Origin of the sequence: Polaribacter vadi, from assembly GCF_018861005.1 — a bacterium.
GTDB lineage: Bacteria > Bacteroidota > Bacteroidia > Flavobacteriales > Flavobacteriaceae > Polaribacter > Polaribacter vadi_A.
Window position 1 is genome coordinate 1 of the sequence record NZ_JAHKQL010000009.1, and the last position, 20,946, is coordinate 20,946.

The 20,946-nt window shown below is 27.9% G+C and carries 27 protein-coding genes and 1 pseudogene; 19 read left to right on the plus strand and 9 right to left on the minus strand.

Features of this window, described 5'->3' with window-relative positions; genetic code table 11:
* Positions 1 to 57 precede the first annotated feature (57 nt).
* The 3 genes from KO506_RS06270 to KO506_RS17160 form a co-directional block, all read right to left on the minus strand.
* Positions 58 to 483, minus strand: coding sequence for a cation transporter (locus KO506_RS06270; protein ID WP_215994047.1), 426 nt, complete (start codon positions 481 to 483; stop codon positions 58 to 60).
* A gap of 186 nt (positions 484 to 669) precedes the next feature.
* A complete protein-coding gene (locus KO506_RS06275; protein WP_215994048.1) occupies positions 670 to 1,518 on the minus strand; it encodes a hypothetical protein in 849 nt (282 codons plus the stop codon).
* Between the two features lie 8 nt (positions 1,519 to 1,526).
* Complete coding sequence (locus KO506_RS17160; RefSeq protein ID WP_289851793.1) at positions 1,527 to 1,661, minus strand: hypothetical protein; 135 nt, start codon at positions 1,659 to 1,661, stop codon at positions 1,527 to 1,529.
* Positions 1,662 to 1,907: 246 nt separating this feature from the next.
* On the opposite strand from KO506_RS17160, the pseudogene rplU reads away from it, so the two are divergent.
* From rplU to KO506_RS06360, 18 genes and pseudogenes are all read left to right on the plus strand, one after another.
* Positions 1,908 to 2,198, plus strand: a pseudogene (gene rplU / locus KO506_RS17235) (50S ribosomal protein L21); the annotation flags it as partial.
* 93 nt (positions 2,199 to 2,291) lie between these two features.
* On the plus strand, positions 2,292 to 2,528 hold the full coding sequence (locus KO506_RS17240; RefSeq protein ID WP_394372179.1) for a helix-hairpin-helix domain-containing protein: 237 nt from the start codon (positions 2,292 to 2,294) through the stop codon (positions 2,526 to 2,528).
* 39 nt (positions 2,529 to 2,567) lie between these two features.
* Positions 2,568 to 2,828, plus strand: coding sequence for a 50S ribosomal protein L27 (gene rpmA / locus KO506_RS06285; RefSeq protein WP_208080109.1), 261 nt, complete (start codon positions 2,568 to 2,570; stop codon positions 2,826 to 2,828).
* Positions 2,829 to 2,936: 108 nt separating this feature from the next.
* Positions 2,937 to 4,868: a sensor histidine kinase gene (locus KO506_RS06290; RefSeq protein WP_215994050.1), complete on the plus strand. Its 1,932-nt coding sequence runs from the start codon at positions 2,937 to 2,939 to the stop codon at positions 4,866 to 4,868.
* Between the two features lie 20 nt (positions 4,869 to 4,888).
* Positions 4,889 to 5,605 carry a LytR/AlgR family response regulator transcription factor gene (locus KO506_RS06295; protein WP_215994051.1) on the plus strand — a complete coding sequence of 239 codons (717 nt, stop codon included), beginning with the start codon at positions 4,889 to 4,891 and terminating at the stop codon, positions 5,603 to 5,605.
* Between the two features lie 230 nt (positions 5,606 to 5,835).
* A complete protein-coding gene (locus tag KO506_RS06300; protein ID WP_215994052.1) occupies positions 5,836 to 7,086 on the plus strand; it encodes a 3-deoxy-D-manno-octulosonic acid transferase in 1,251 nt (416 codons plus the stop codon).
* Positions 7,087 to 7,088: 2 nt separating this feature from the next.
* On the plus strand, positions 7,089 to 7,646 hold the full coding sequence (locus KO506_RS06305) for a YeeE/YedE family protein (protein ID WP_215994053.1): 558 nt from the start codon (positions 7,089 to 7,091) through the stop codon (positions 7,644 to 7,646).
* 3 nt (positions 7,647 to 7,649) lie between these two features.
* Positions 7,650 to 8,063 carry a YeeE/YedE thiosulfate transporter family protein gene (locus KO506_RS06310; protein ID WP_215994140.1) on the plus strand — a complete coding sequence of 138 codons (414 nt, stop codon included), beginning with the start codon at positions 7,650 to 7,652 and terminating at the stop codon, positions 8,061 to 8,063.
* Positions 8,063 to 8,479: a hypothetical protein gene (locus tag KO506_RS06315; protein ID WP_215994054.1), complete on the plus strand. Its 417-nt coding sequence runs from the start codon at positions 8,063 to 8,065 to the stop codon at positions 8,477 to 8,479. The genes KO506_RS06310 and KO506_RS06315 overlap by 1 nt, the downstream gene beginning before the upstream one ends.
* Complete coding sequence (gene moaA / locus KO506_RS06320; protein WP_215994055.1) at positions 8,472 to 9,464, plus strand: GTP 3',8-cyclase MoaA; 993 nt, start codon at positions 8,472 to 8,474, stop codon at positions 9,462 to 9,464. The genes KO506_RS06315 and moaA overlap by 8 nt, the downstream gene beginning before the upstream one ends.
* Positions 9,465 to 9,467: 3 nt before the next feature.
* Complete coding sequence (locus KO506_RS06325) at positions 9,468 to 9,686, plus strand: hypothetical protein (RefSeq protein ID WP_215994056.1); 219 nt, start codon at positions 9,468 to 9,470, stop codon at positions 9,684 to 9,686.
* The gene (locus tag KO506_RS06330; RefSeq protein WP_215994057.1) at positions 9,686 to 10,876 is read left to right on the plus strand and encodes a molybdopterin molybdotransferase MoeA; all 1,191 of its coding nucleotides are present in this window, start codon (positions 9,686 to 9,688) and stop codon (positions 10,874 to 10,876) included. Before KO506_RS06325 ends, KO506_RS06330 begins: the two co-directional genes overlap by 1 nt.
* A 279-nt stretch (positions 10,877 to 11,155) precedes the next feature.
* Entirely contained in the window at positions 11,156 to 11,632 is a 477-nt protein-coding gene (gene moaC / locus KO506_RS06335) for a cyclic pyranopterin monophosphate synthase MoaC (protein WP_215994058.1), read from the plus strand.
* Positions 11,625 to 12,734 (plus strand): NTP transferase domain-containing protein, encoded by a 1,110-nt coding sequence (locus KO506_RS06340; RefSeq protein ID WP_215994059.1) that lies wholly within the window; start codon positions 11,625 to 11,627, stop codon positions 12,732 to 12,734. The genes moaC and KO506_RS06340 overlap by 8 nt, the downstream gene beginning before the upstream one ends.
* Before the next feature lie 2 nt (positions 12,735 to 12,736).
* On the plus strand, positions 12,737 to 13,039 hold the full coding sequence (locus tag KO506_RS06345; protein ID WP_215994060.1) for a hypothetical protein: 303 nt from the start codon (positions 12,737 to 12,739) through the stop codon (positions 13,037 to 13,039).
* 22 nt (positions 13,040 to 13,061) lie between these two features.
* Positions 13,062 to 14,138, plus strand: coding sequence for a HesA/MoeB/ThiF family protein (locus tag KO506_RS06350; RefSeq protein ID WP_252726807.1), 1,077 nt, complete (start codon positions 13,062 to 13,064; stop codon positions 14,136 to 14,138).
* Entirely contained in the window at positions 14,128 to 14,604 is a 477-nt protein-coding gene (locus KO506_RS06355; RefSeq protein ID WP_215994061.1) for a hypothetical protein, read from the plus strand. Before KO506_RS06350 ends, KO506_RS06355 begins: the two co-directional genes overlap by 11 nt.
* Positions 14,605 to 14,606: 2 nt before the next feature.
* Positions 14,607 to 16,376, plus strand: coding sequence for a MutS-related protein (locus KO506_RS06360; RefSeq protein ID WP_215994062.1), 1,770 nt, complete (start codon positions 14,607 to 14,609; stop codon positions 16,374 to 16,376).
* A gap of 85 nt (positions 16,377 to 16,461) precedes the next feature.
* Here KO506_RS06360 and gldD read toward each other — a convergent pair whose 3' ends face one another.
* The 6 genes from gldD to mutY all read right to left on the minus strand — a co-directional run bounded on the left by gldD (position 16,462) and on the right by mutY (position 20,457).
* Positions 16,462 to 17,016 (minus strand): gliding motility lipoprotein GldD, encoded by a 555-nt coding sequence (gldD, locus tag KO506_RS06365; RefSeq protein ID WP_215994063.1) that lies wholly within the window; start codon positions 17,014 to 17,016, stop codon positions 16,462 to 16,464.
* On the minus strand, positions 17,009 to 18,340 hold the full coding sequence (gene gldE, locus KO506_RS06370) for a gliding motility-associated protein GldE (protein ID WP_215994064.1): 1,332 nt from the start codon (positions 18,338 to 18,340) through the stop codon (positions 17,009 to 17,011). The genes gldD and gldE overlap by 8 nt, the downstream gene beginning before the upstream one ends.
* 20 nt (positions 18,341 to 18,360) lie before the next feature.
* Positions 18,361 to 18,798, minus strand: a complete 438-nt coding sequence (locus KO506_RS06375) for a single-stranded DNA-binding protein (RefSeq protein ID WP_215994065.1) — start codon at positions 18,796 to 18,798, stop codon at positions 18,361 to 18,363.
* A 9-nt stretch (positions 18,799 to 18,807) separates the two neighbouring features.
* Entirely contained in the window at positions 18,808 to 19,104 is a 297-nt protein-coding gene (locus tag KO506_RS06380) for a type II toxin-antitoxin system RelE/ParE family toxin (protein ID WP_215994066.1), read from the minus strand.
* On the minus strand, positions 19,104 to 19,349 hold the full coding sequence (locus KO506_RS06385) for a hypothetical protein (RefSeq protein ID WP_215994067.1): 246 nt from the start codon (positions 19,347 to 19,349) through the stop codon (positions 19,104 to 19,106). Before KO506_RS06385 ends, KO506_RS06380 begins: the two co-directional genes overlap by 1 nt.
* 64 nt (positions 19,350 to 19,413) lie before the next feature.
* Positions 19,414 to 20,457: an A/G-specific adenine glycosylase gene (mutY, locus tag KO506_RS06390; protein ID WP_215994068.1), complete on the minus strand. Its 1,044-nt coding sequence runs from the start codon at positions 20,455 to 20,457 to the stop codon at positions 19,414 to 19,416.
* Positions 20,458 to 20,598: 141 nt separating this feature from the next.
* Here mutY and KO506_RS06395 point away from each other — a divergent pair, with 141 nt between their 5' ends.
* On the plus strand, positions 20,599 to 20,889 hold the full coding sequence (locus tag KO506_RS06395) for an HU family DNA-binding protein (protein WP_015481675.1): 291 nt from the start codon (positions 20,599 to 20,601) through the stop codon (positions 20,887 to 20,889).
* Positions 20,890 to 20,946 lie beyond the last annotated feature (57 nt).

Sequence of the window (20,946 nt, forward strand, 5' to 3'; positions counted from 1 at the left end):
TCTTCCGACCATGACTAGCTTTTAGCCTGCTTTTTATCTTATAAGTTAAAATGATTGTTAAGCTTTTTTATCATTACAACAATCCATTGTGCAATCTTCTTTACATTCTTTTTTATCAGTAGAAGTTTCACATTTTTCTTTACAAGCTTCAGAACAAGCGTGTGCTTTCTTGGTTGTTTCAGAAGCTGAGTACATTTCTCCACCAGCAATACCATCAACAAAAGCAATTAGGTCTTTTTTAGAAGTAGTATTAGCATCAAATTGAATATTAGCAATACTATCTGTAAAAATAACTTTAGCATCTATAACACCTTCTTTTTTAGATAATTTAGATTGAATGGTTTTTGCACAACCTATTTCGCAGGTCATTCCAGAAATCGCTAAAGAAACGTTTTCATTTTTCACTTCTTTCTTTTCAGTTTTACATGAAGTAAGTATAAAACAAGCAATTGCGATTGCAGTAAATATTTTTTGAGTTTTCATTTGAATATAGTATTGAATTATTTTGCAAATTTATTAATAATATGACTTGTATTTGAAAAAGTCGAGGTTTTTTACATCAATTTTAACTGAAAATGAGTCCTATACTGCAAAATATAACTTTAAACAATAAAAAAAGAGCCAAAACATTAAGTTTTAACTCTTTTATCAAATTTATTTTAAAAGTGTTTACTTAAAATCTTCATCAGTAACACCTTCATTTACTTTTATTTCTTTTACTTCAAATTTTAAATCCATAGGTCCAGATTTTACCCCAATAGAATAAGGAAACAAAACTCCTTCTACAGCCTTATAATTGCTGAATGTTGTTGGTACTTTCATTTCACCTGTTGGTCCTTTTACCGTTTTTACTTCTTTTGCTTTTAAACCTGTTTTTAGGTCGTAAAAAGCTTCAGTATCATTGAATTTTATAACGTAATAATTTACACCATCAATAGGTTCAATTCTCTCTAGTTTACCAGTTTTATACGCCAAATCTGAAAAAGGAACTAAATTAGACTTTGCTTCTTCTATTTGTTCAGCTTTCATCTCTATTTTTTGTCCTCTAGCTTCTTGGTAACCAGTTGTGCCATTAAAAACAGCTTTTTGCATAACATTACCAGCTACAGCAATTTCTTGCGAAGTTTTGTTGGGTGCAGCTGATTTAGATGTCATTGTTAAAGCCATTCCTTGTACAGTAGCATTTGCAACCATCATTGTGGTTTTTATAGCCATCACTTTTTCTTTACCTCCAATAGCTTCTATGTATTTATCAACAACAGTTGCAGCTGTCATTCCTGCAGGAATAGGCATTGTCATTGGTGGTTTTACTGTTGGGTTTCCTTTATCATCAAAATACTTAATTACATAATCTGTTTTTTCAAGATTTTTAAGTACATCAATTCCTTTACCTGTAATTACAATTCTAGCTTTATTACCTTTAAAATATTTAATGGCTGCATTCTGAACTTCATCAATAGTATCCGCATTTATGTTTTTTAGGTAATTTTCATAAAAATCATCTGGTAAATTGTACAATTCTCTGCTTATAGATCTAAAACTCTGGAGTCTTTTGTGGTCATTTCAGGAGTTCTATATGCAGCAATAATTGCAGGAATACTAATATTAGCATCGTAAGTTCTCACCACCAAAGCAGCAAAAGATAAAATACTTTTCTTCATTGGTTTAATTTAGTTTATTAATAAGTGTTTAGATTTGACGCAATTTTTTATGTTTTGTAACAACATAAAAATATCAACAATCAAAAATAATAAAGACCAATATAATATAAATGATTTCTTATATAATTATTTAATTTTAAAATATTATAATTGATGTTGTTAACTATTAAAAAAGATGTATATTTGCATCCGCATTTTCAGTAAGTTAAATGCAATAAATAAGTATAAATACGCAAAACAATTAGTATGTACGCAATCGTAGAGATAGCAGGGCAGCAATTTAAAGTAGCAAAAGACCAAAAAGTATACGTTCATCGTTTACAAGGAGAAGAAGGATCAAAAGTGACTTTTGATAACGTTCTTTTACTTGATGATGCTGGTAACGTAACTTTAGGCGCCCCAGCTATAGAAGGAGCATCAGTAACAGCTCAAATTTTAAGTCACTTAAAAGGTGATAAAGTAATCGTCTTTAAAAAGAAAAGAAGAAAAGGTTACAGAAAGAAAAATGGTCATAGACAGTATTTAAGCGAGATTCAAATTGAATCTATTGCTGCAACTGGTGCAAAGAAAGCTGTTAAAAAAGCTGCTCCAAAAAAAGCAACAAAAGCTAAAGCTGATGATTTAAAGAAAATTGAAGGTGCAGGACCTAAAGCAGCTGAAGCTTTAGTAAATGCAGGTTTAGATACTTTTGCTAAAGTTGCAAAAGCAGATCCAGCTAAATTGAGTGAAATCTTAACTGAAGCAAGTTCTAGATTGTCTCATTTAGTTACAACTACTTGGCCAAAGCAAGCTGGTTTAGCTGCAGAAGGTAAGTGGGATGAATTAAAAGAATTACAAGATAGATTAGATGGTGGTATTGAAAAATAACCATTTATAATTTACTTTAACCTATAAAAACTCAACAAAATGGCACATAAAAAAGGTGTAGGAAGTTCGAAGAATGGTAGAGAATCAGAATCGAAACGACTAGGTGTTAAAATATTTGGAGGACAAGCTGCAATTGCAGGTAATATTATTGTTCGTCAAAGAGGAACTACTCACAATCCAGGAGAAAACGTTTACATGGGTAAAGATCATACTTTACATGCAAAAGTTGATGGAATTGTAGAATTTCAAAAGAAAAGAGATAATAGATCTTATGTATCTATTACTCCATTTGAAGCTTAAAAAGACGTAAGTTTTTTACAATATTAAAAATGCTCTAACATTTATTTGTTAGAGCATTTTTATTTTTAGTAAATTTTATGGTATATTTCTATGATATATAAAAAAAACATGACGAGAATCCATTTTTTTACTTTATTTGTCTACCTATTTTCTTTTAGTAGTAGTGTAGCTCAAGATCAAAACAATCAACAAACTGAACTAATACAAAAAGTTGAGATTTTTATTTTAGAAAAGAAATTAGATTCTGCATCTCTTCTTTTAAATCAACTTAATAAAAACAGCTATACAACAATTTTAAATAAGATTAAAAACAAGGAACTTGTTTCTTATGCAGAGTATAATCAATTTTTAAAATCTGTAAGTACAAGACAGGTTGTAAATTATTTATCTATACATAATTTTATAAAAAACTTTATAAAAGAGCCAGTAAATGATAAAAAAATAGATATAGATTATGTAAATATTAAGTGGAATCAAATAGGTAATTTAAGAGATGAGGTTACGTTAGAAGCCGCTAATAAAGAGCATGAAAAACTAGAAATTTATGTAAATAAGTTTGATGATTCTGATATTGATGTTTTAAAGTTGAAGACAAAAATTACAAGTCATCCTATAATAATGTTTAATATTAAACAAGATTTAAAGGGAAAAGAGTTGTGTTTAAAAAGTATAGAATCTGCAAGAGAACTAAAAGACATAAATTTAGAAATTATTTTTTTATACTATCTAACAGACTTTTTGGTACAAGAAGGTAAATTACAAGAATATATAGATGTTTGTGAGCAAAGTTTAGAATTAGAAAAAAAGTTGCCTAAACAAACAGGTTTTCATCATGCTATATTAGAGCATTTAGTAGATGCTTATATTTATAAAGGGGGTAATAATGACAGGGTAGAAGGTTTGTTAGCGGAAATTTATGAAAATGAAACTTCAAGAATACAATCATTTGAATTCTATGCTAAATTTATAGCTAAACTAAACAAGAACTCAATAGAAAAGAAAAAAATTCTAAAAAAATTTCAAGTAAAAAATGTACTAGAACTAATAGAAAAATTTAGAAAATTAGGAGAAGTTTTAAATCATCATGATTATGCCAGTTTAATAAGTAGCAGTGCAAGAGCTTTAGTTGCTCATGGTTTTTACGAAAAAGCAATTTTGTATAAAGAAAGCCAAATAACCCTAATCAAAAATATTTACTCTAAAGATTTATCAGAAACATTAGCAAATTATAAAACAGATTTAGCTGTTAAAGAACAAGAAAAAGTTATAGAACACGAAAAAGAAAAAACAAGTTTATATGCAGTTATTGCATCTTTAGCTTTTATTTTACTATTAATTTCATTATTAGTTTTAAGGAAAATAAGAAAGCAATCTAAAGAGTTAAGCGAAAAAAACACACTAATAGAACAATCATTAAAAGAAAAAGAATTACTAGTTAAAGAAGTACATCATAGGGTAAAAAATAATTTTCAAATTGTATCTAGTTTATTAGAACTACAGAGCGAAGGCATAGAAGATGAAAAAGCATTAGAATTAGTCAATGAAGGTAAGAATAGAGTGAAATCGATGGCTTTAATTCATCAAAAACTATATCAAAATGAAAGTGGTTTAGTAGATTTTGATGAATATATACACTTATTAGTTAAAGAACTTTCATCCTTATTTAAATCTAATAACAAAATTGAAACATCAATAGAATCAAAAAATATGGAATTTGATGTAGATACAGCAATTCCTCTTGGCTTAATAATTAATGAAATAATTACAAACTCTTACAAATATGCGTTTGGTAGTGAAAAAGAAAATATCTTGTCTATTTCTATAGGTAAAGAAGATAATGATGATTTTAAACTTGTAATAGAAGATAATGGCCCAGGGTTGTCTAATGATTTTGATGTAAAAAAAACAAAAAGTTTAGGTTTACGTTTAGTAAACAGATTGGTAAAACAATTACATGGTACTTTAAAAGTAACAAATATAAATGGAGCGAGATTTGAAATTACTTTTAAAGATGAACAAGCAAGACAATTAATCGATTAAATTTTTATAAATTTTTGTTTATGGAAAGTGTAAAGGTTTTAGTAGTTGAAAATGAAATGATAATTGCAGATAATATTTGTAATACCTTAGAAGACTTAGGCTATAATGTTTTAGAGCCAGCTATTAGTTATACTGAAGCTATGATAACTATAGAAAAAGAAAAACCAGATATTGCAATTTTAGATATTATTTTATCTGGTAAAAAAACGGGTATAGATATTGCAAAACAAATTATAGATAATTACCATTTTCCATTTGTTTTTTTAACTTCCAATTCAGATTCAATTACTTTAAATAAGGCAAAAGAAGTTATGCCACCTGCATATTTAGTAAAACCATTTTCTAAAGAAGAACTTTTTACTTCTATAGAAATAGCAATTTCAAATTATTCTAAAAGAGTAATAGAAGAAGAAAAAAGTGTTTCTGATAAATCAATTTTTATTAAAAATAAAGGAGCTTTGTTAAAAGTAAAGTTCGATGATATCTTATATTTTAAAAGTTCACATGTTTATGTAGAGCTTTTTTTAGTAGATAATAAAAAGTTTTTGGTAAGAAAAAGTTTAAATAACATTCAAGAAACATTAAATAAAAATTTTGTTCGTGTACAAAGAAGCTTTATTGTAAATATTCATCATGTTAAAGAGGTTAAAATAGATTCTATTATAGTTGATCAAGAGATAATACCTATAGGTAAAAAATATAAAGAAGAATTAATAGATAGAATTAAGTCAATTTAAATTGCTTTTTAGAACAAAAAACACTGTGTTTAGAACATTTAGTTAGCAAAAACAGTTGAGTTTGTTTATTTTTATTAAAAATATTTACGTTGGGGGATGTAACTATTTTTATAAAAGTTATTTTATAATAAGAACTTTTAATCAAGTTACCCTTTTTAGGGTAACTTTTTTTTATGGTCAAATTTCTTTTTTGGGTATTTAACAAACTTCTATTTTGTATTTTTACCACAATGAATTTCCTTTATAACTTCCTTGTTTTTAAAGCCTCTATTGTGCTTTCAATTTTAGCTATTTTTAATAAAAAATTAAAGCTTTTTGTAGCGGGGCGAAAAGAAATATTTTCAAAAATTGATATACTAAAGGATAAGAAAACGATATGGTTCCACGCTGCTTCTTTGGGCGAATTTGAACAAGCAAGGCCAATTATAGAAGAGATTAAAAAAGAGTATAAACAGTATAAAATACTAGTTACCTTTTTTTCTCCTTCAGGATATGAAATTCGTAAAAACTATATTTTAGCAGATGTAATTTGTTATTTACCTTTAGATTCTAAATCGAATGCAAAAAAGTTTATAGAAATTGTAAATCCTAAAATGGCTATTTTTATAAAGTATGAATTTTGGCCAAACTTCTTAAACGAACTTAAAAGAAAAGAAATTCCTACAATTTTAGTTTCAGGTATTTTAAGAGAAAAACAATTGTTCTTTAAAAGTTATGGTGGTTTTATGAGAGATTCTCTACAAGCTTTTCATCACTTTTTTGTACAGAATGAAATTTCTAAAGATTTACTGAATTCCATCAATTTTAAAAATATAACAGTTGCTGGTGATACACGTTTTGATCGAGTTTCTAAAATTTTACAACAAGACAATACTCTTGATTTTATTAATGAATTTAAAAATGATAAATACACAGTTGTTGCAGGAAGTACTTGGAGTGAAGGAGAAGAACTCTTGGTGAATTACATCAACAATAATGCATCCGAAGATGAAAAATTTATCATAGCACCTCATAATATTAAAGCAGATGCAATTTTAGAATTACAGAAATCCATTAGTAAAAAAGTTATAAAATATTCTGATGTCATTTCTAATGGAGTTCAGAATTCTCAAAATCTAACAGAATATCAAGTTTTTATAATTGATACTATTGGTATTTTAACCAAAATTTATGCTGCTGCAGATGCTGCTTACGTTGGTGGAGGTTTAAAAACAGGTTTACATAATATTTTGGAACCAGCAACTTTTGGAATTCCTGTAGTGATTGGAAATAAATACGACAAATTTAAAGAAGCTGTTGATTTGGTTAAAATCGGCGGATGTATTTCAATTAAAAATCAAGAAGAATTTACAGAAGCTTTTATCAATTTTAAAAACGATGAAAATTTCAGAAAGTTAACAGGCGCAATCAATAAAAAATATATTGCAACCAATTTAGGAGCAACAAAACTAATTATGAATTATTTAAAAGATAAAATTTAAAAATGGATTTTATATTTCAACCTTGGGCTTGGTATATTGGTGGTCCATTAATAGCATTATCGCTATTTTTATATTTCTATTTTGGACGGGATTTTGGAGCCTCAACAAACTTTGAAACTCTATGTACAATGGCTGGTGCAGGAAAAGTATCCGACTATTTTAAAAAAGATTGGAAACAGCGTGATTTTGCATTACTATTTGTGGTTGGTTTAATAATTGGTGGTTTTATTTCTTCAAGTTATTTAATTCCGAATCAAACCATAGATTTAAATCCAACAACAGTTCAAGAGTTAACAGATTTAGGTTTTTCTAATGTGGGTAATCAATATTTTCCTGATGAAATTTTTGGGGATGATATATACACATCTTTAAAAGGATTCTTAATTCTGATAATTTCTGGAGTGCTTATTGGTTTTGGAACACGTTATGCAGGTGGTTGTACTTCTGGACACGCAATTACGGGTTTAAGCAGTTTGCAGTTACCTTCTTTATTGGCGGTAATTGGCTTTTTTATTGGTGGTATTATTGCTACTTGGTTAATAATTCCTTTAATTTTTTAGATGATGAAGAATATCAAATTTTTAATATTAGGTATCTTTTTCGCAATTGTTTTAAGTAAATCTCAGGCAATTTCTTGGTATCGATTTTACGAAATGTTCAAATTCCAATCTTTTCATATGTTTGGTATTATTGGTGGCGCAGTTGTAATATCAGCGATTATTATGCAGTTGTTTAAAAGCGGAAAAATAAAAGATATTAATGGAAATAAAATTGTACCAAAACCAAAGAAAAAAGGATTTATAAGTACCATTTTTGGAGGAACACTTTTTGGTTTAGGTTGGGGGATTTCTGGAGCTTGTGCAGCACCAGTTTTTGTGATTCTTGGATTTAAATTAGTGCCAGCAATTATTATTTTGGCAGGTGCACTTTTAGGCGCATTTTTATACGGTTTAATCAGTAAGAAATTACCCAATTAATGGAACGTCATTGGAAAATTTCTGATACTGAATTTGAAGAGCAATTCTCTACAAATAAATATCGTCCTCTATGGTTTACGCATGAGGCACATTTGCGTTTAGCGTGGATTTATATAACCAAATACGGAAAAGAAATAGCCTTAAAAAAGTACAGTAAACAATTGCAAGACTTTGCAAATAAATATAACGCAGAAGGTAAATACAATGCTACTGTAACTTTTGCATCTATTCAAATTATGGATGCTTTTATTCAGAAATCTGATACTTATGATTTTCAAGATTTTATCAATGAATTCTCACAATTAAAAAGTAATTTTAAAGAAATTATTTCAACCTATTATTCTGGTGATGTTTTTACTTCAAAAGAAGCAAAACAACAAGTTTTACAACCAGATTTAAAACCCTTTCATGAGTAAATTAGTAGACAATTTTGGACGACAAATGGAGTATGTGCGATTGGCAGTTACAGATCGTTGTAATTTGCGTTGCCAATATTGTATGCCTGCTCACGGAATAGATATTGTTCCTAGACAAGAATTATTGACTTTTAAAGAAATGTATCGTTTAATTCGTGTATTAACAGAATTGGGCGTTAATAAAGTGCGTTTAACAGGTGGAGAACCTTTTGTACGTAAAGATTTTGTTGGTTTTTTAGAAATGTTGTCTTATAATGATTTGTTAGAAGCTATAAATATCACAACAAATGGAGCGTTAATTTCTCATCATATAGATAAAATTGAAAAACTAGAAAAAGTTAAAAACATCAATTTAAGTATTGATAGTTTACAGAGAGATAAGTTTACTAAAATTACACGAAGAGATGTTTTTCCTGAAGTTTATAAAACGTTTGAACTCTTAGAAAAAAGCAACTTAAACTTAAAACTGAATGTAGTTGTGCAATCTGGTTTTAATACGGATGAAATTGTAGATTTTGTTAGACTCACAAAAGATAAAAATGTTGCAGTTCGTTTTATAGAAGAAATGCCTTTTAATGGAAAAGGACAAAGAGATATGCAAGAAAATTGGACTTTCAAAAAGATTTTAAACGTAATTAAAACAGAGTTTGATGTGCAAGAAGTTCAGTCTGAAAAATCATCAACTTCTAGAAATTATAAAGTTGATAATCATATAGGAACTTTCGGTATTATACCTGCATTTACAAGAACTATTTGTAACGATTGTAATAGAATTAGAATTACCAGTACAGGGACTTTTAAAAACTGTTTGTTTGATGATGGCGTTTTTAATCTGCGAGATTTTATAAGAAAAGGAGCTTCTAATGATGATTTAAAAGAACTCTTTTTATCTTTAGTAAAAGAAAAACCAGAAAATGGTTTTATTGCAGAAGCAAATCGTAAAAAAGGAAATGTTTCTGAAAGTATGAGTACTATTGGAGGGTAAATTATGGATTTATTTGTTAGCGCTTTAGAAAATTACCCAATTCAATCTGGTATTATCTTGATAGGATTAGGAATTATATATTTAATTTTTAGAGTAGACAATCAAAAGAAAGAAAGTTATAAAACTAAAAATGTAATGAGTAAAGTTTCTGTAATACAATCTTGGGGAATAATTAGTATCTTATTAATATCAGGAATTATTTTAATTATTAAAGGATTATAATGATTTCAGTAAAAGAAGCAAAAAATATTATTTTAAACTCAACCCAAAATTTTGGAGTTGAAGAAATTCCGTTTATAAAATCTGTTGGTAGAATTTTAAAAGAAGAAATTACGGCAGACAGAGATTTTCCGCCATTTAATAGAGTTTCTATGGATGGAATTGCAATCAATTATTCGTGTTTTAAAAACGGACAAAGAGATTTTAAAGTAGAAGGAATTCAAGCTGCAGGAAGTAAGCAATTGTCAATGAAAAATGCTGAGAATTGTATTGAAGTGATGACAGGTGCAGTTTTGCCAAATAATTGTAATACTGTAATTCGTTATGAAGATGTAATTATAAAAAACGGAATTGCAACCATTACTGTTGATAAAATTAACGATTGTCAGAATGTCCATAACAAAGGAAAAGATGGTAAAGTTGGCGATGTTTTAATTAAAGAAAATAAAATTATTTCAGCTGCTGAAATTGGTGTTTTAGCAACCGTTGGAAAATCTTTTGTAAAAGTTACAAAACTACCAAAAGTTATGATTGTTTCTACAGGTGATGAATTGGTTGACGTAGATGAAATTCCGTTAGAACATCAAATAAGAAGAAGCAATGTGTTTACATTGGTTTCTTTGTTAGAAAGATTACAAATCCCTTCAGAAACTGCACATATTACAGATGATAAACCAATTTTAAAATCTAAAATTGAAGCGTATTTACAAGAATATGATGTTTTGCTTTTTAGTGGAGCCGTTAGTAAAGGTAAATACGATTTTTTACCTGAAGTTTTTGAGGAATTAGGAGTAGAAAAATTGTTTCATAAAGTAACTCAAAGACCAGGAAAACCTTTTTTCTACGGAAAAACGAGTGATTGTAATATCTTCGGATTTCCTGGGAATCCAATTTCAACTTTTGTAAATTGTCTAGCATATTTTTATCCTTGGTATTACAAATCTGTTGGATTAGAAACCAAAGAAGAAACTGCAATTTTAAATGCAGATGTAACTTTTAAACCTAATTTAACTTACTTTTTACAAGTACAATTAGATTATAAATTCGGACATTTAGTTGCATCTCCAATTAAAGGAAATGGTTCTGGAGATTTAGCAAGTTTGGTAAATACGGATGCTTTTATTCAATTACCAAGTGATAAAATAGAATTTAAAAAAGGAGAGAGTTTTTCTGTCTTAAGATATAGAAGTTAGCAAAATGAGAGTTTTTATGTATTTAGTTCTTACTGTTATTCTTTTTACGAATTGTTCGAATAATACAATAGAGTTTGAAGTTGATTGTGAAAATAATATTTCTGTTAATAATGAAGTTTTAAATTTGAATCAAATTGAAGAACTAGTAAGAAATCATAAGTTGAAATATAAAAATGACTCTGAATTTAAAGTGAAATCATGTTCAGAAACTAAAGTTAGTACTATTGTTGAATTAAGAAAGATAATTAAGTATTTTTCAGATAATAAAGGTGAATAATAATGAGTAAATTCAGTCATTTAAATTCCAAAGGAAATCCTAAAATGGTAAATGTTTCTGATAAGAAAATTACCAAAAGAACAGCCATTGCAAAAGCTACCATGTTTTTAGGGAAAGAAGTAATTGCTCATTTTACAAATGATGAGTTAATTACCAAAAAAGGACCTGTTTTTCAAACGGCAATTATTGCAGGAATTCAAGGTGTTAAAAAAACATCAGAATTGATACCAATGTGTCATCCGTTATTAATAAATGGAGTAGATGTTGATATTACTATTATTGACTCAGAAAATATTGAAGTTTTATGCGAAGTGACAATTACAGGTAAAACAGGCGTAGAAATGGAAGCTTTAACTGGGGCAAATATAACCTGTTTAACCATTTATGATATGTGCAAAAGTATCAGTCAAAAAATGGTGATTAAAGAAGTGAAATTATTAGAAAAAACAGGAGGAAAATCTGATATTAAAAATGGTTAAAAAACACAGTAAACACACAAATTTAGAAAGAAGAAATAACGATAATTTTGCTCCTAATGAAATTGCTATTCTAGGTACAAATTGTAATAATATTTCTGATTTAGTAACAAAAGTTTCTCAAAAATTATCTGATTATAATTTAGCGTATTTTGATGCTTCACACGCAAAAAATGTTGAGGAGAATAAATTATCTGAATATGTTTTTCATCATCAAGGAAATTTACAAATTACAACTTCTGGAAACATAAATAAATTCCAACAACGATTAGATTTTGCGCAGTTTGATTATGTTTTTATCAACGGAAATCATTATCAAGGAGCAAAACAAATTTTAATTTTAGATGAAGCAAAAGAAGCTTCAGTTTTAAAAAGATTAGAGCAGTTAGATCGCATTCAGTTTGTGGTAAAATTAAAATCAGAAACTAAATATTTTGACTTTTTAGTAGAGAAATATCCGCAGATAAAAAACATAACTTGTTATACAATTGATGAGGTTGATCAAATTGCAAATCACATTAACAGTTTAATTCAAGAAAAAATAGCACCTATAAAAGGTTTGGTTTTGGTTGGCGGAAAAAGTACAAGAATGGGTACAGATAAAGCTGAACTCAATTATTTTGGAAAACCTCAAAAAGAAACAGCTAAAGAATTGTTAGAGAATAATAATTTAGAAACTTTTTATTCAGTTCAAGAAGGTAACAATGAAAATGAAATATCAGATAAATTCTTAAACCTAGGACCTTTTGGAGGTATCTGTTCTGCTTTTCAAAAAGACCCGAATTCAGCTTGGTTTGTGTTGGCAACAGATGTTCCTTTTGTAAATGAAGAAATCATTCAATTGGTTTTAAAACATAGAAACCCAAGTAAAGCTGCAACTGCAATAAAAGGAAAAGGAAAACAGTTTGTAGAGCCTTTAATTACTATTTACGAGCCTAAAGCCTATCCAATTTTATTGCAATATTTAGCACAAGGTTATTCTTGTCCTAGAAAAATGTTAATCAATTCTGATGTAGAAATTTTAGAAATTGATGACGATTTTATTAGAAATATAAATACTCCAGAAGAGTTTGAAGCTGCTAAAAGTGAGATTCAAAAAAAGTAAACATGTTGTATTTTACACTAATGATTTTTGTTAAAGAAGGTAAAGAAGAAGTTTTTCATCAATTTGAAAAGTTGTCACTTCCAATTTTAGAAGATTATAATGGAAAACTAATTTATAGAATAAGACCAAATAAAGAATCTTTTATTTCTGCTCAAGAAAAACTACCTTATGAAATTCACTTTTTATCTTTTAATACTGAAAATGATTTTTTAAACTTTACAAAAGATAAAAAAAGAAATGACTTTTTACATCTTAAACAAGAGTCTATTAGCTCTAGTTTATTAATAAAAGGAACAAAATTATAATTGGTAAGATACTTAAATTAGAATGTTAAAAAATCAACTTTTTAAACGTCAAATTACTTTATCAGAAATTGGTAAAATTGGGCAACAAAAACTACAAAACGCATCTGTTTTGGTAGTGGGTTGTGGAGGTTTAGGAAGTCCGATTGCAGTTTATTTGGCATCAAGTGGAATAGGAAAAATACATTTGGTAGATTTTGATACTGTTGATATTACAAATCTGCACAGGCAAGTTTTTTATTCTTTAGAAGATGTAAATCAACCAAAAGCAAAAGTTTTATCAGAATTTATTAAAAAAAGAGCACCTTTTACAGAAGTTAATTTTACTAACAAATCCATAACAAAAGATAATGTTTTTGAGTTGATAGAAAACGCAGATATTATAGTTGATAGTACAGATTCTTTACCCACAAAATACTTGTTAAATGATGCTTGTATCATTAAAAACAAAGCATTAGTCTATGGTTCTTTGTATAAGTTTGATGGTTATGTAGCTACTTTTAATGTGTTGCAAAAAGATGGAACTTATTCTGCAAATTTAAGAGATGCTTTTCCTGAAATGGCAACAGATATACCAAATTGCGAAGAAGCAGGAACTTTAAATGCTATTGTTGGCATAATTGCGACTACGCAAGTAAATGAAGTTTTAAAATTGATAACAGGAATTGGAAAACCACTAACAAATGAGTTGTTAATTTACAATTCGCTGCAAAACACACAATTGAAAATGAAACTAAAAACATCAACTATAAAGGATAAAATTGCCAAATTATTTAAAGTTCAGACTTATGTAGATGCTGCTTGTTCTGGTCAAAATACTGATTGGCAAATATCACCATCAACCTTAAAAGAAAAATTAGGTAGTGAAAATCTAGAAATTATTGCAGTTTTAAATAACTTAAAATTGCCTTTTACTGTTAATCAAACCATTCACATTAATAAATTTGATGCAGATAAAATAGAAGTAGATTTTAATAAAACCTATGTTATGGTTTGTCAAAGAGGTTTTAACAGTTATAGAGCTACAGAAAGGTTAAAAAAGAAGTATCCAAAATTAGAAGTGTTGAGTTTAACAGGTGGTATTTCATCTTATGGAGAATAAAAATGTTATTATTTCTTTTGGTAAAAGATCTCTTTTTAATCGGATTTTGTCTTCTGTTTTTTATGCTGTAGCAATTTATGTTTTAGCTCTTTTTTTTATTAGAAAACCATTTTCCTTTTCCGAAAGTTACGTAATTTCTTTTTTGCATATACTAGAGTTAGAAATCTATATAATTGGCTTTGCTTTGCCTTTTTCTGTTTCAGTTTCTCATCATTTTAATTTTAAAGAGATGAAATACAGAAAGTTTTATTATGTTGGACCAATAGGTTATGGCTCTTGGAGAAATCTTAGGAAATTAGATAGAGTATCTACTTTTTTAAATTCTAGAAAAGAATGCGAAGTTAATATTTGGGATGAAAGAAATAACAGGTATAAAATTGCTGCTTTTGATAAAATTGATGATGCAGTTATTTATGGTAGAGATTTAGCCGGAAATTTAAAAATTAAATTTTTAGAAAGAAATTAAGAATGAAAAATCCTTTAGAATTTTATAATCAACAAAAAGAAGAACTAGAAAATGAAGCTTCTAAACTGAAAACAAAACTTATTAATTTAGGTGTTTTTAGATTGGTTGTTTTTTTAATTACAGCCTTTTTGGTTTATCTTACTTTTGGCAAATATCCAGATGTTTTTATCATTGCTTTTTTAGGTGTTTCACTCTTTTCTTTTTTGGTGATAAAATACATCAACCTAAAAAGAGAAAAGGCAATTGTTGATCAAAAAATAGAGATCAATAAAACAGAAATTAATGTTTTAAATGGCAATTTTTATCAGTTAGAAACTGGTAAAGAATTTATAGATCCAACACATTTTTATAGTAATGATATCGATTTATTTGATAGAGGTTCTTTTTTTCAGTATGCAAACAGAACTGCCACTTTTGATGGTAAAAAAGCATTAGCAAACCTTTTTACAGATAATAATATTGATGCTATTGTAGCCAAGCAACATACTATTAATGAGCTTTCTGAAAAAGTAAAATGGAGACAACATTTTTCTGCTTTGGCAAGTTTGGTAACTGTAAAAAACACTTCGAAATCAATTGTAAATTGGTTAGGGAATTACACTTCAGTTTTTCCTAATTATTTAGCTAAAATACAAATTGGGTTTTCTGTAATTTCTTTACTGTTATTGGGTTTAATTTCTTTCGGATTTTTATCTTTTTCTTACTTAACTGCTTGGTTTTTTATCGGACTTTTTATTACTGCTAGGTTTCTAAAAAAAACAAATAATTTATATGTAGAAACTGATAAAGCTAGAGAAACTTTTAAGCAATATCATCAATTATTAAATGAAATTGAGAACGAAAGTTTTACTGCTAAAAACTTAGTAGAGAAACAAGCAATTATTCAATCAGAAAACAAAAAAGCATCAACAATATTTAAAGAATTTTCTAAAATTTTAGATGCTTTTGATAATCGAAACAACGTTGTGATTGCTGTTTTTGGAAACGGACTTTTTCTTTGGGATATTTTAAATGCTTGTAAAGTAGGAAAATGGATTACGAACTACAAACACACAGTAGAAAATTGGTTTGATGTTGTTGCTTATTTTGATGCTCAGAATTCGTTAGCAAACTTTAAATTCAATCATCCAAAATTTGTGTTTCCAGAAATTTCATCAGAAAAAGAGATTATAAAATCTACCAATTTAGGGCACCCATTATTAAATGTTGATAAAAGAATTGATAACGATTTTTTTATTGATGATGAGCAATTTTTTATTGTAACTGGTGCAAATATGGCTGGTAAAAGTACTTTTTTAAGAACGGTTTCTTTGTCTATTGTTATGGCAAATTGTGGCTTGCCAGTTTGTGCAGAACATTTTAAATATCATCCTATAAAATTAATTACAAGTATGCGAACTTCTGATTCTTTAACAGATGATGAATCGTATTTTTATTCTGAATTAAAACGTTTAAAGTTTATTGTAGATCAAATTAAAACAGAAAAATATTTTATTATTTTAGATGAAATTTTAAAAGGAACCAATAGTAAAGATAAGGCAATTGGCTCTAAAAAGTTTGTTGAAAAATTATCAAAATCGAAATCTACAGGAATTATAGCAACACACGATGTTAGTTTGTGCGACTTAGAAAATGAGTTTACTGATATTAAAAACTACTATTTTGATGCAGAAATAATTAATGATGAATTGCATTTCGATTACACCTTAAAAAACGGTGTTTGTAAAAATATGAATGCTTCTTTTTTGTTGCAAAAAATGGAAATTGTTTAGAGTGATGTTTCTTGAGACAAGACTAAAAATAAGAGTTAATTTTCCACAACAATATTCCTTCCCTTTGGGAAGGTTAGGATGGGCTTTATTCCCACTCCAAACTTTCTACTAATTTTAAAATATCTTCTTTAATGTAAGCAACTGCTGGTAAAATTGAATCGTAATTTGGTTTTGCGTAGAAATACAAAGATCCTTTTATAAAATTATTTGTGCTGTCTGTTATGTGAAACTGTAAGTGAGAAGCTGCATTTCCTGTAATTTCGTATAAGCTGCCAAAAGTTCTTTTTTCTGGGTTTATAAAATCTTTTGGTATTATTTGTTCTGCTTTTACAGCGTGTTTAAAAACTAATTTTTCAGCTTCTGTAAGTAATTCTTTTATGTTGTTTTTTACAGGTCTGTAAGTAATATCTATAGATGCTTTTAAATCTGGATATTTAATTTTTAACCAATTATTTTTATCATCAAATATGGTTGTACTTTTTAAAACATCAAAAGAATAAGGTCTAGAAACGGATAGCTTTTCATAATCTTTAGCAGGGTATTCTAAACTCAAATATGCTTTTGGTTTTGGTAAAACATCATCATTACAAGAAATAAAGAGAATAAAGATGAGAGAAAAGAGAAAAGAGATTTTACGCATTTCTGGTTGCTTTTACTTGTTTAATGCGTTTTTTATCTAACGCTTCTATGGTAAACGTATAATTCTTGAAGTTTATTTTCTCTCCTTTTCTTGGAAATTTTCCAGATATTTCTAAAATAAAGCCAGCTAAGGTTTCGCTTTCGCCTTTTTCTTCTTCAAAAATTTCTTCGTCTTCATCATCTAAAACTCTACAAAAATCTTTAATTGTAGTTTTACCTTCAAAGATATAATTGTTTTCATCTATTTTAGAATACTGTAAATCATCATCATCAAACTCATCATTTATATCGCCTACAATCTCTTCAATAACATCTTCTAAGGTAACTAAACCACTTGTACCTCCATATTCATCAACCACAATTGCTAAATGATTTTTACGGTCTCTAAAATCATCTAACAAATCGTCTAGTTTTTTATTTTCTGGTACAAAAAAAGCTTCACGAACTAATTCTTGCCATTTAAAAGTTTTCTTATTTAAGTGTGCTAATAAATCTTTAGCATATAAAACACCAACTATATTATCGATGTTTTCTTTATAAACAGGGTTTCTAGAATAACCGTTTTCAAGAATTTTATTTAAGACAACTTCGTAAGATTCTTCATCCGAAAGTGCAAAAATGTCTATTCTTGGTTTCATAATTTGCACAGTTTCTGTATTACCAAAATTTACGATTCCTTCTAAAATTTTCTGCTCATCTTTTGTAGTTGCACCTTCAGAAGTAAGTTCTAAAGCTTGCGATAAAGTTTCTACTGAAAAATTAGAATTTTTATTACCTAATTTCTTTTCTATAAACTTAGTTAATGTAATTAATGGTAAGCTAAAAGGTGTTAAAATTACATTTACTCCATTAATAAATTTTGCCATTAATTTAGAAAATTTCAATGCATTTCTAGACGCATAAACTTTTGGTAAAACCTCACCAAACAAGAGAATTAAAAAAGTTACTAAAACAATTTCTATTAAAAAACGAACAGGAACTTCGAATAAAATTAGGTTTAATTGATAATCAAAATCAGCAAATATTGTTTCTGCTAAAGAGGCAAATAAGAGTACAATTAAAATATTTATAAAATTGTTGGTAATTAAAATTGTTGCCAATAATTTTCTAGGTTTATCTAATAAATCTACAATTATGTTTTGTTCTTTGCCTTCGCTAGAAAGCGAATCTAAATCTGTTTGTGAAAGAGAGAAAAAAGCAACTTCTGTGCCTGAAATTAATGCAGAACTAATAAAAAGAAAAATTAATGCAAGAATATTTAGACCTACAATAAAATCTATAGAAGTAAATATTAAGAGTAATAAAGGTTCAGGATCTGGGTCCAAAATTTAAATATTTTGATTAATTAAAAAGGTAAATCGTCATTTTCTTCTGGTGTAACAGTTTTAGTTTCTGGAGCAGAAGGTTGTTGGTTTTGCTGAGGATTATTAGCGTTAGCACTATTGTTTTTGGTAGATAACATTGTCATTTCGTTTACATGCACTTCAGTAGAATAGCGTTTTATGCCATCTTGCTCCCACTGACGGTTTTTTAATTTACCCTCAACATAAACTTTATCACCTTTACTAAGGTATTTTTCGCAAACTTTAGCCAAGCCATTTCTAACTACAATATTATGCCAATCTGTATTTGTGATTTTTTCTCCAGTTTGTTTATTGGTATAACTTTCTGATGTTGCAATAGGAAAACGACCTACACAATTTTGATCATCAAAATAATGCATTTTTATTTCATCACCTAAATTACCAATTAAAATTACTTTGTTTATTGTACCTGCTGCCATAGCTTAATTTTAAAATATTTTAGATAGTTTATCAGGGTTTTGTTTACTGTTAAACACATCAATAATGATTACTTTATTAGTTTTTCTTTCGTAGATTATTTTATAACTCCATTTAGGAATAAATCGATACTTGTCATCATCTATAATTAGTTCTCTAGAAAAATCAAAACGTTCATCTTTTAAAGAATCTCCTAATTCTAGTAAAGAATCAAAAACGTGTTTTGCGTTTTTTGGACTATCTTCATAAATATAATCATAGATTTTAGCTAAAGATTGCATAGATTTAGAAGACCAGAAAACTTTCATTATCTATTTAAAACATAATTTCTGACTTCTTCAGAAGTATATGTTTTTTCTCCAGCCTCAACGCTTTCGCTAATTTTGTTTAAATGCGCTTTGTATTGTTTTTTTGTTAAACCTTTTCCATCAGCAGTATAAATAACAAATTCATTTAATGAACTTTTTTTAAGTTCATCAATTTTATTGAGCATCTTTTCATCTAGATTATTAATCCATTTAGCGAGCTCGTCTCTTTTTGCTTCTACATTCATGACTAATATTTATGTAAATATACTAAAAACTCAAAAAATAAATCTTAAAATAAGTTAACATCGATTACTTTTTAGTTATAAACGCTTTTAAAAAATTAGCGATTAATACAGGTACAGGATATTTTTCTATATCAGACCAATTTATTTTTGCTTCGGATGAAGTAGCTGTTTCTACAATCCAGAATTGTGTGTGTAAATGTTGATGAGATAATTTATGAACAATCTCCTTTTTATTGAACAGTGAAATTGTTGTTTCATTAGGAAAAAGTGCTACAAATTCATCAGAAGAAATTATATCATTTTTGTTGATGTTTTTATCGCTTTCAACTAATGGAAATTGATACAAGCCCTGCCAAATACCTTTTCCTTTTCTTTCTGACAGAATCGTTTTGTTATCATTTGTTTTTATCACTAAAAAATTAAAATAACGATTTCTAACTTTTACTTTTTTCTCTTTTACAGGTAAAGTTTCTATCAAGTTTTTTTGAAGGGCAACACAACCATCAGCAAAAGGACAAAACATGCACAATGGTTTTTTAGGTTTACATTGTATAGCGCCAAAATCCATAATTGCTTGATTAAATGTACCTGGTTGTGTTTCGTCTATTAACGTTTGTGCTAATTTTTTGAACTCTTTTATACCTGCAGATGAATTAATAGGAGTGTCAATACCAAAATATCTAGATAAAACACGATACACATTACCATCTACAACTGCTGTTGGTTCATCAAAACAAATAGAAGCAATTGCTGATGCTGTATAATCGCCTATTCCTTTTAATTTTATTATTTCTTTAAATGTTGATGGAAACTCGCCATTAAAATCACTCGCAATTTGTTTTGCAGTAAAATGTAAATTTCTTGCTCTAGAGTAATACCCTAAACCTTGCCACATTTTTAAAACGGTGCTTTCTTCTGCTTTTGCAAGGTCGAAAACTGTAGGAAAAGTGGAGGTAAATTTTAAGTAATAAGACAAACCTTGTGCAACTCTTGTTTGTTGCAACATAATTTCTGATAACCAAATATAATAAGGATTTTTAGTTTTGCGCCAAGGCAATTCTCTGCTGTTTTGTAAATACCAGTAAATTAAAGTGTTAGAAAAAATCATCGATTAAAAATAGAAATGCAATATTACATTTTAAAATTCACATAATTTTAGTTGTTTAAATTTTTGGAATTGATTAATTATCATATATTTGCATCCGCATTTTTGAAAGTAAATTAATAAAAATATAATAAAAGTAGAGACATGACGAAAGCAGATATCGTATCAAAAATTTCAGATAAATCAGGGATCGAAAAGACAGATGTTTTAGCAACTGTTGAGGCGTTTATGACTGAAGTTAAGGACGCATTAGAAAATGGAGATAATGTTTATTTAAGAGGTTTTGGTAGTTTTATTATCAAAACAAGAGCAGAAAAAACAGGTAGAAATATTTCTAAGAATACAACTATTAAGATTCCAGCTCACAATATTCCAGCTTTTAAACCAGCTAAAACTTTTACAGAAGGAGTAAAAAATAAAGTAGCTGTTAAATAACAAAATACTAATCTAAACCTTAACAGGTTTAAAAACATCAGAACATTATGCCAAGTG

What these genes read in the sequence shown, in the direction of transcription:
- KO506_RS17160 (WP_289851793.1), bottom strand. Translation starts at nt 1,661, where the DNA reads ATGAAGAAAAGTATTTTATCTTTTGCTGCTTTGGTGGTGAGAACTTAC.
- KO506_RS06270 (WP_215994047.1), bottom strand. Translation starts at nt 483, where the DNA reads ATGAAAACTCAAAAAATATTTACTGCAATCGCAATTGCTTGTTTTATA.
- KO506_RS06305 (WP_215994053.1), top strand. Translation starts at nt 7,089, where the DNA reads ATGGATTTTATATTTCAACCTTGGGCTTGGTATATTGGTGGTCCATTA.
- gldD (WP_215994063.1), bottom strand. Translation starts at nt 17,016, where the DNA reads ATGCGTAAAATCTCTTTTCTCTTTTCTCTCATCTTTATTCTCTTTATT.
- KO506_RS06325 (WP_215994056.1), top strand. Translation starts at nt 9,468, where the DNA reads ATGGATTTATTTGTTAGCGCTTTAGAAAATTACCCAATTCAATCTGGT.
- KO506_RS06310 (WP_215994140.1), top strand. Translation starts at nt 7,650, where the DNA reads ATGAAGAATATCAAATTTTTAATATTAGGTATCTTTTTCGCAATTGTT.
- rpmA (WP_208080109.1), top strand. Translation starts at nt 2,568, where the DNA reads ATGGCACATAAAAAAGGTGTAGGAAGTTCGAAGAATGGTAGAGAATCA.
- moaA (WP_215994055.1), top strand. Translation starts at nt 8,472, where the DNA reads ATGAGTAAATTAGTAGACAATTTTGGACGACAAATGGAGTATGTGCGA.
- KO506_RS06315 (WP_215994054.1), top strand. Translation starts at nt 8,063, where the DNA reads ATGGAACGTCATTGGAAAATTTCTGATACTGAATTTGAAGAGCAATTC.
- KO506_RS06355 (WP_215994061.1), top strand. Translation starts at nt 14,128, where the DNA reads ATGGAGAATAAAAATGTTATTATTTCTTTTGGTAAAAGATCTCTTTTT.
- KO506_RS06350 (WP_252726807.1), top strand. Translation starts at nt 13,062, where the DNA reads ATGTTAAAAAATCAACTTTTTAAACGTCAAATTACTTTATCAGAAATT.
- KO506_RS06360 (WP_215994062.1), top strand. Translation starts at nt 14,607, where the DNA reads ATGAAAAATCCTTTAGAATTTTATAATCAACAAAAAGAAGAACTAGAA.
- KO506_RS06340 (WP_215994059.1), top strand. Translation starts at nt 11,625, where the DNA reads ATGGTTAAAAAACACAGTAAACACACAAATTTAGAAAGAAGAAATAAC.
- moaC (WP_215994058.1), top strand. Translation starts at nt 11,156, where the DNA reads ATGAGTAAATTCAGTCATTTAAATTCCAAAGGAAATCCTAAAATGGTA.
- KO506_RS06300 (WP_215994052.1), top strand. Translation starts at nt 5,836, where the DNA reads ATGAATTTCCTTTATAACTTCCTTGTTTTTAAAGCCTCTATTGTGCTT.
- KO506_RS06375 (WP_215994065.1), bottom strand. Translation starts at nt 18,798, where the DNA reads ATGGCAGCAGGTACAATAAACAAAGTAATTTTAATTGGTAATTTAGGT.
- KO506_RS06345 (WP_215994060.1), top strand. Translation starts at nt 12,737, where the DNA reads ATGTTGTATTTTACACTAATGATTTTTGTTAAAGAAGGTAAAGAAGAA.
- mutY (WP_215994068.1), bottom strand. Translation starts at nt 20,457, where the DNA reads ATGATTTTTTCTAACACTTTAATTTACTGGTATTTACAAAACAGCAGA.
- KO506_RS06290 (WP_215994050.1), top strand. Translation starts at nt 2,937, where the DNA reads ATGACGAGAATCCATTTTTTTACTTTATTTGTCTACCTATTTTCTTTT.
- KO506_RS06385 (WP_215994067.1), bottom strand. Translation starts at nt 19,349, where the DNA reads ATGAATGTAGAAGCAAAAAGAGACGAGCTCGCTAAATGGATTAATAAT.
- KO506_RS06295 (WP_215994051.1), top strand. Translation starts at nt 4,889, where the DNA reads ATGGAAAGTGTAAAGGTTTTAGTAGTTGAAAATGAAATGATAATTGCA.
- KO506_RS06330 (WP_215994057.1), top strand. Translation starts at nt 9,686, where the DNA reads ATGATTTCAGTAAAAGAAGCAAAAAATATTATTTTAAACTCAACCCAA.
- KO506_RS06380 (WP_215994066.1), bottom strand. Translation starts at nt 19,104, where the DNA reads ATGAAAGTTTTCTGGTCTTCTAAATCTATGCAATCTTTAGCTAAAATC.
- KO506_RS06395 (WP_015481675.1), top strand. Translation starts at nt 20,599, where the DNA reads ATGACGAAAGCAGATATCGTATCAAAAATTTCAGATAAATCAGGGATC.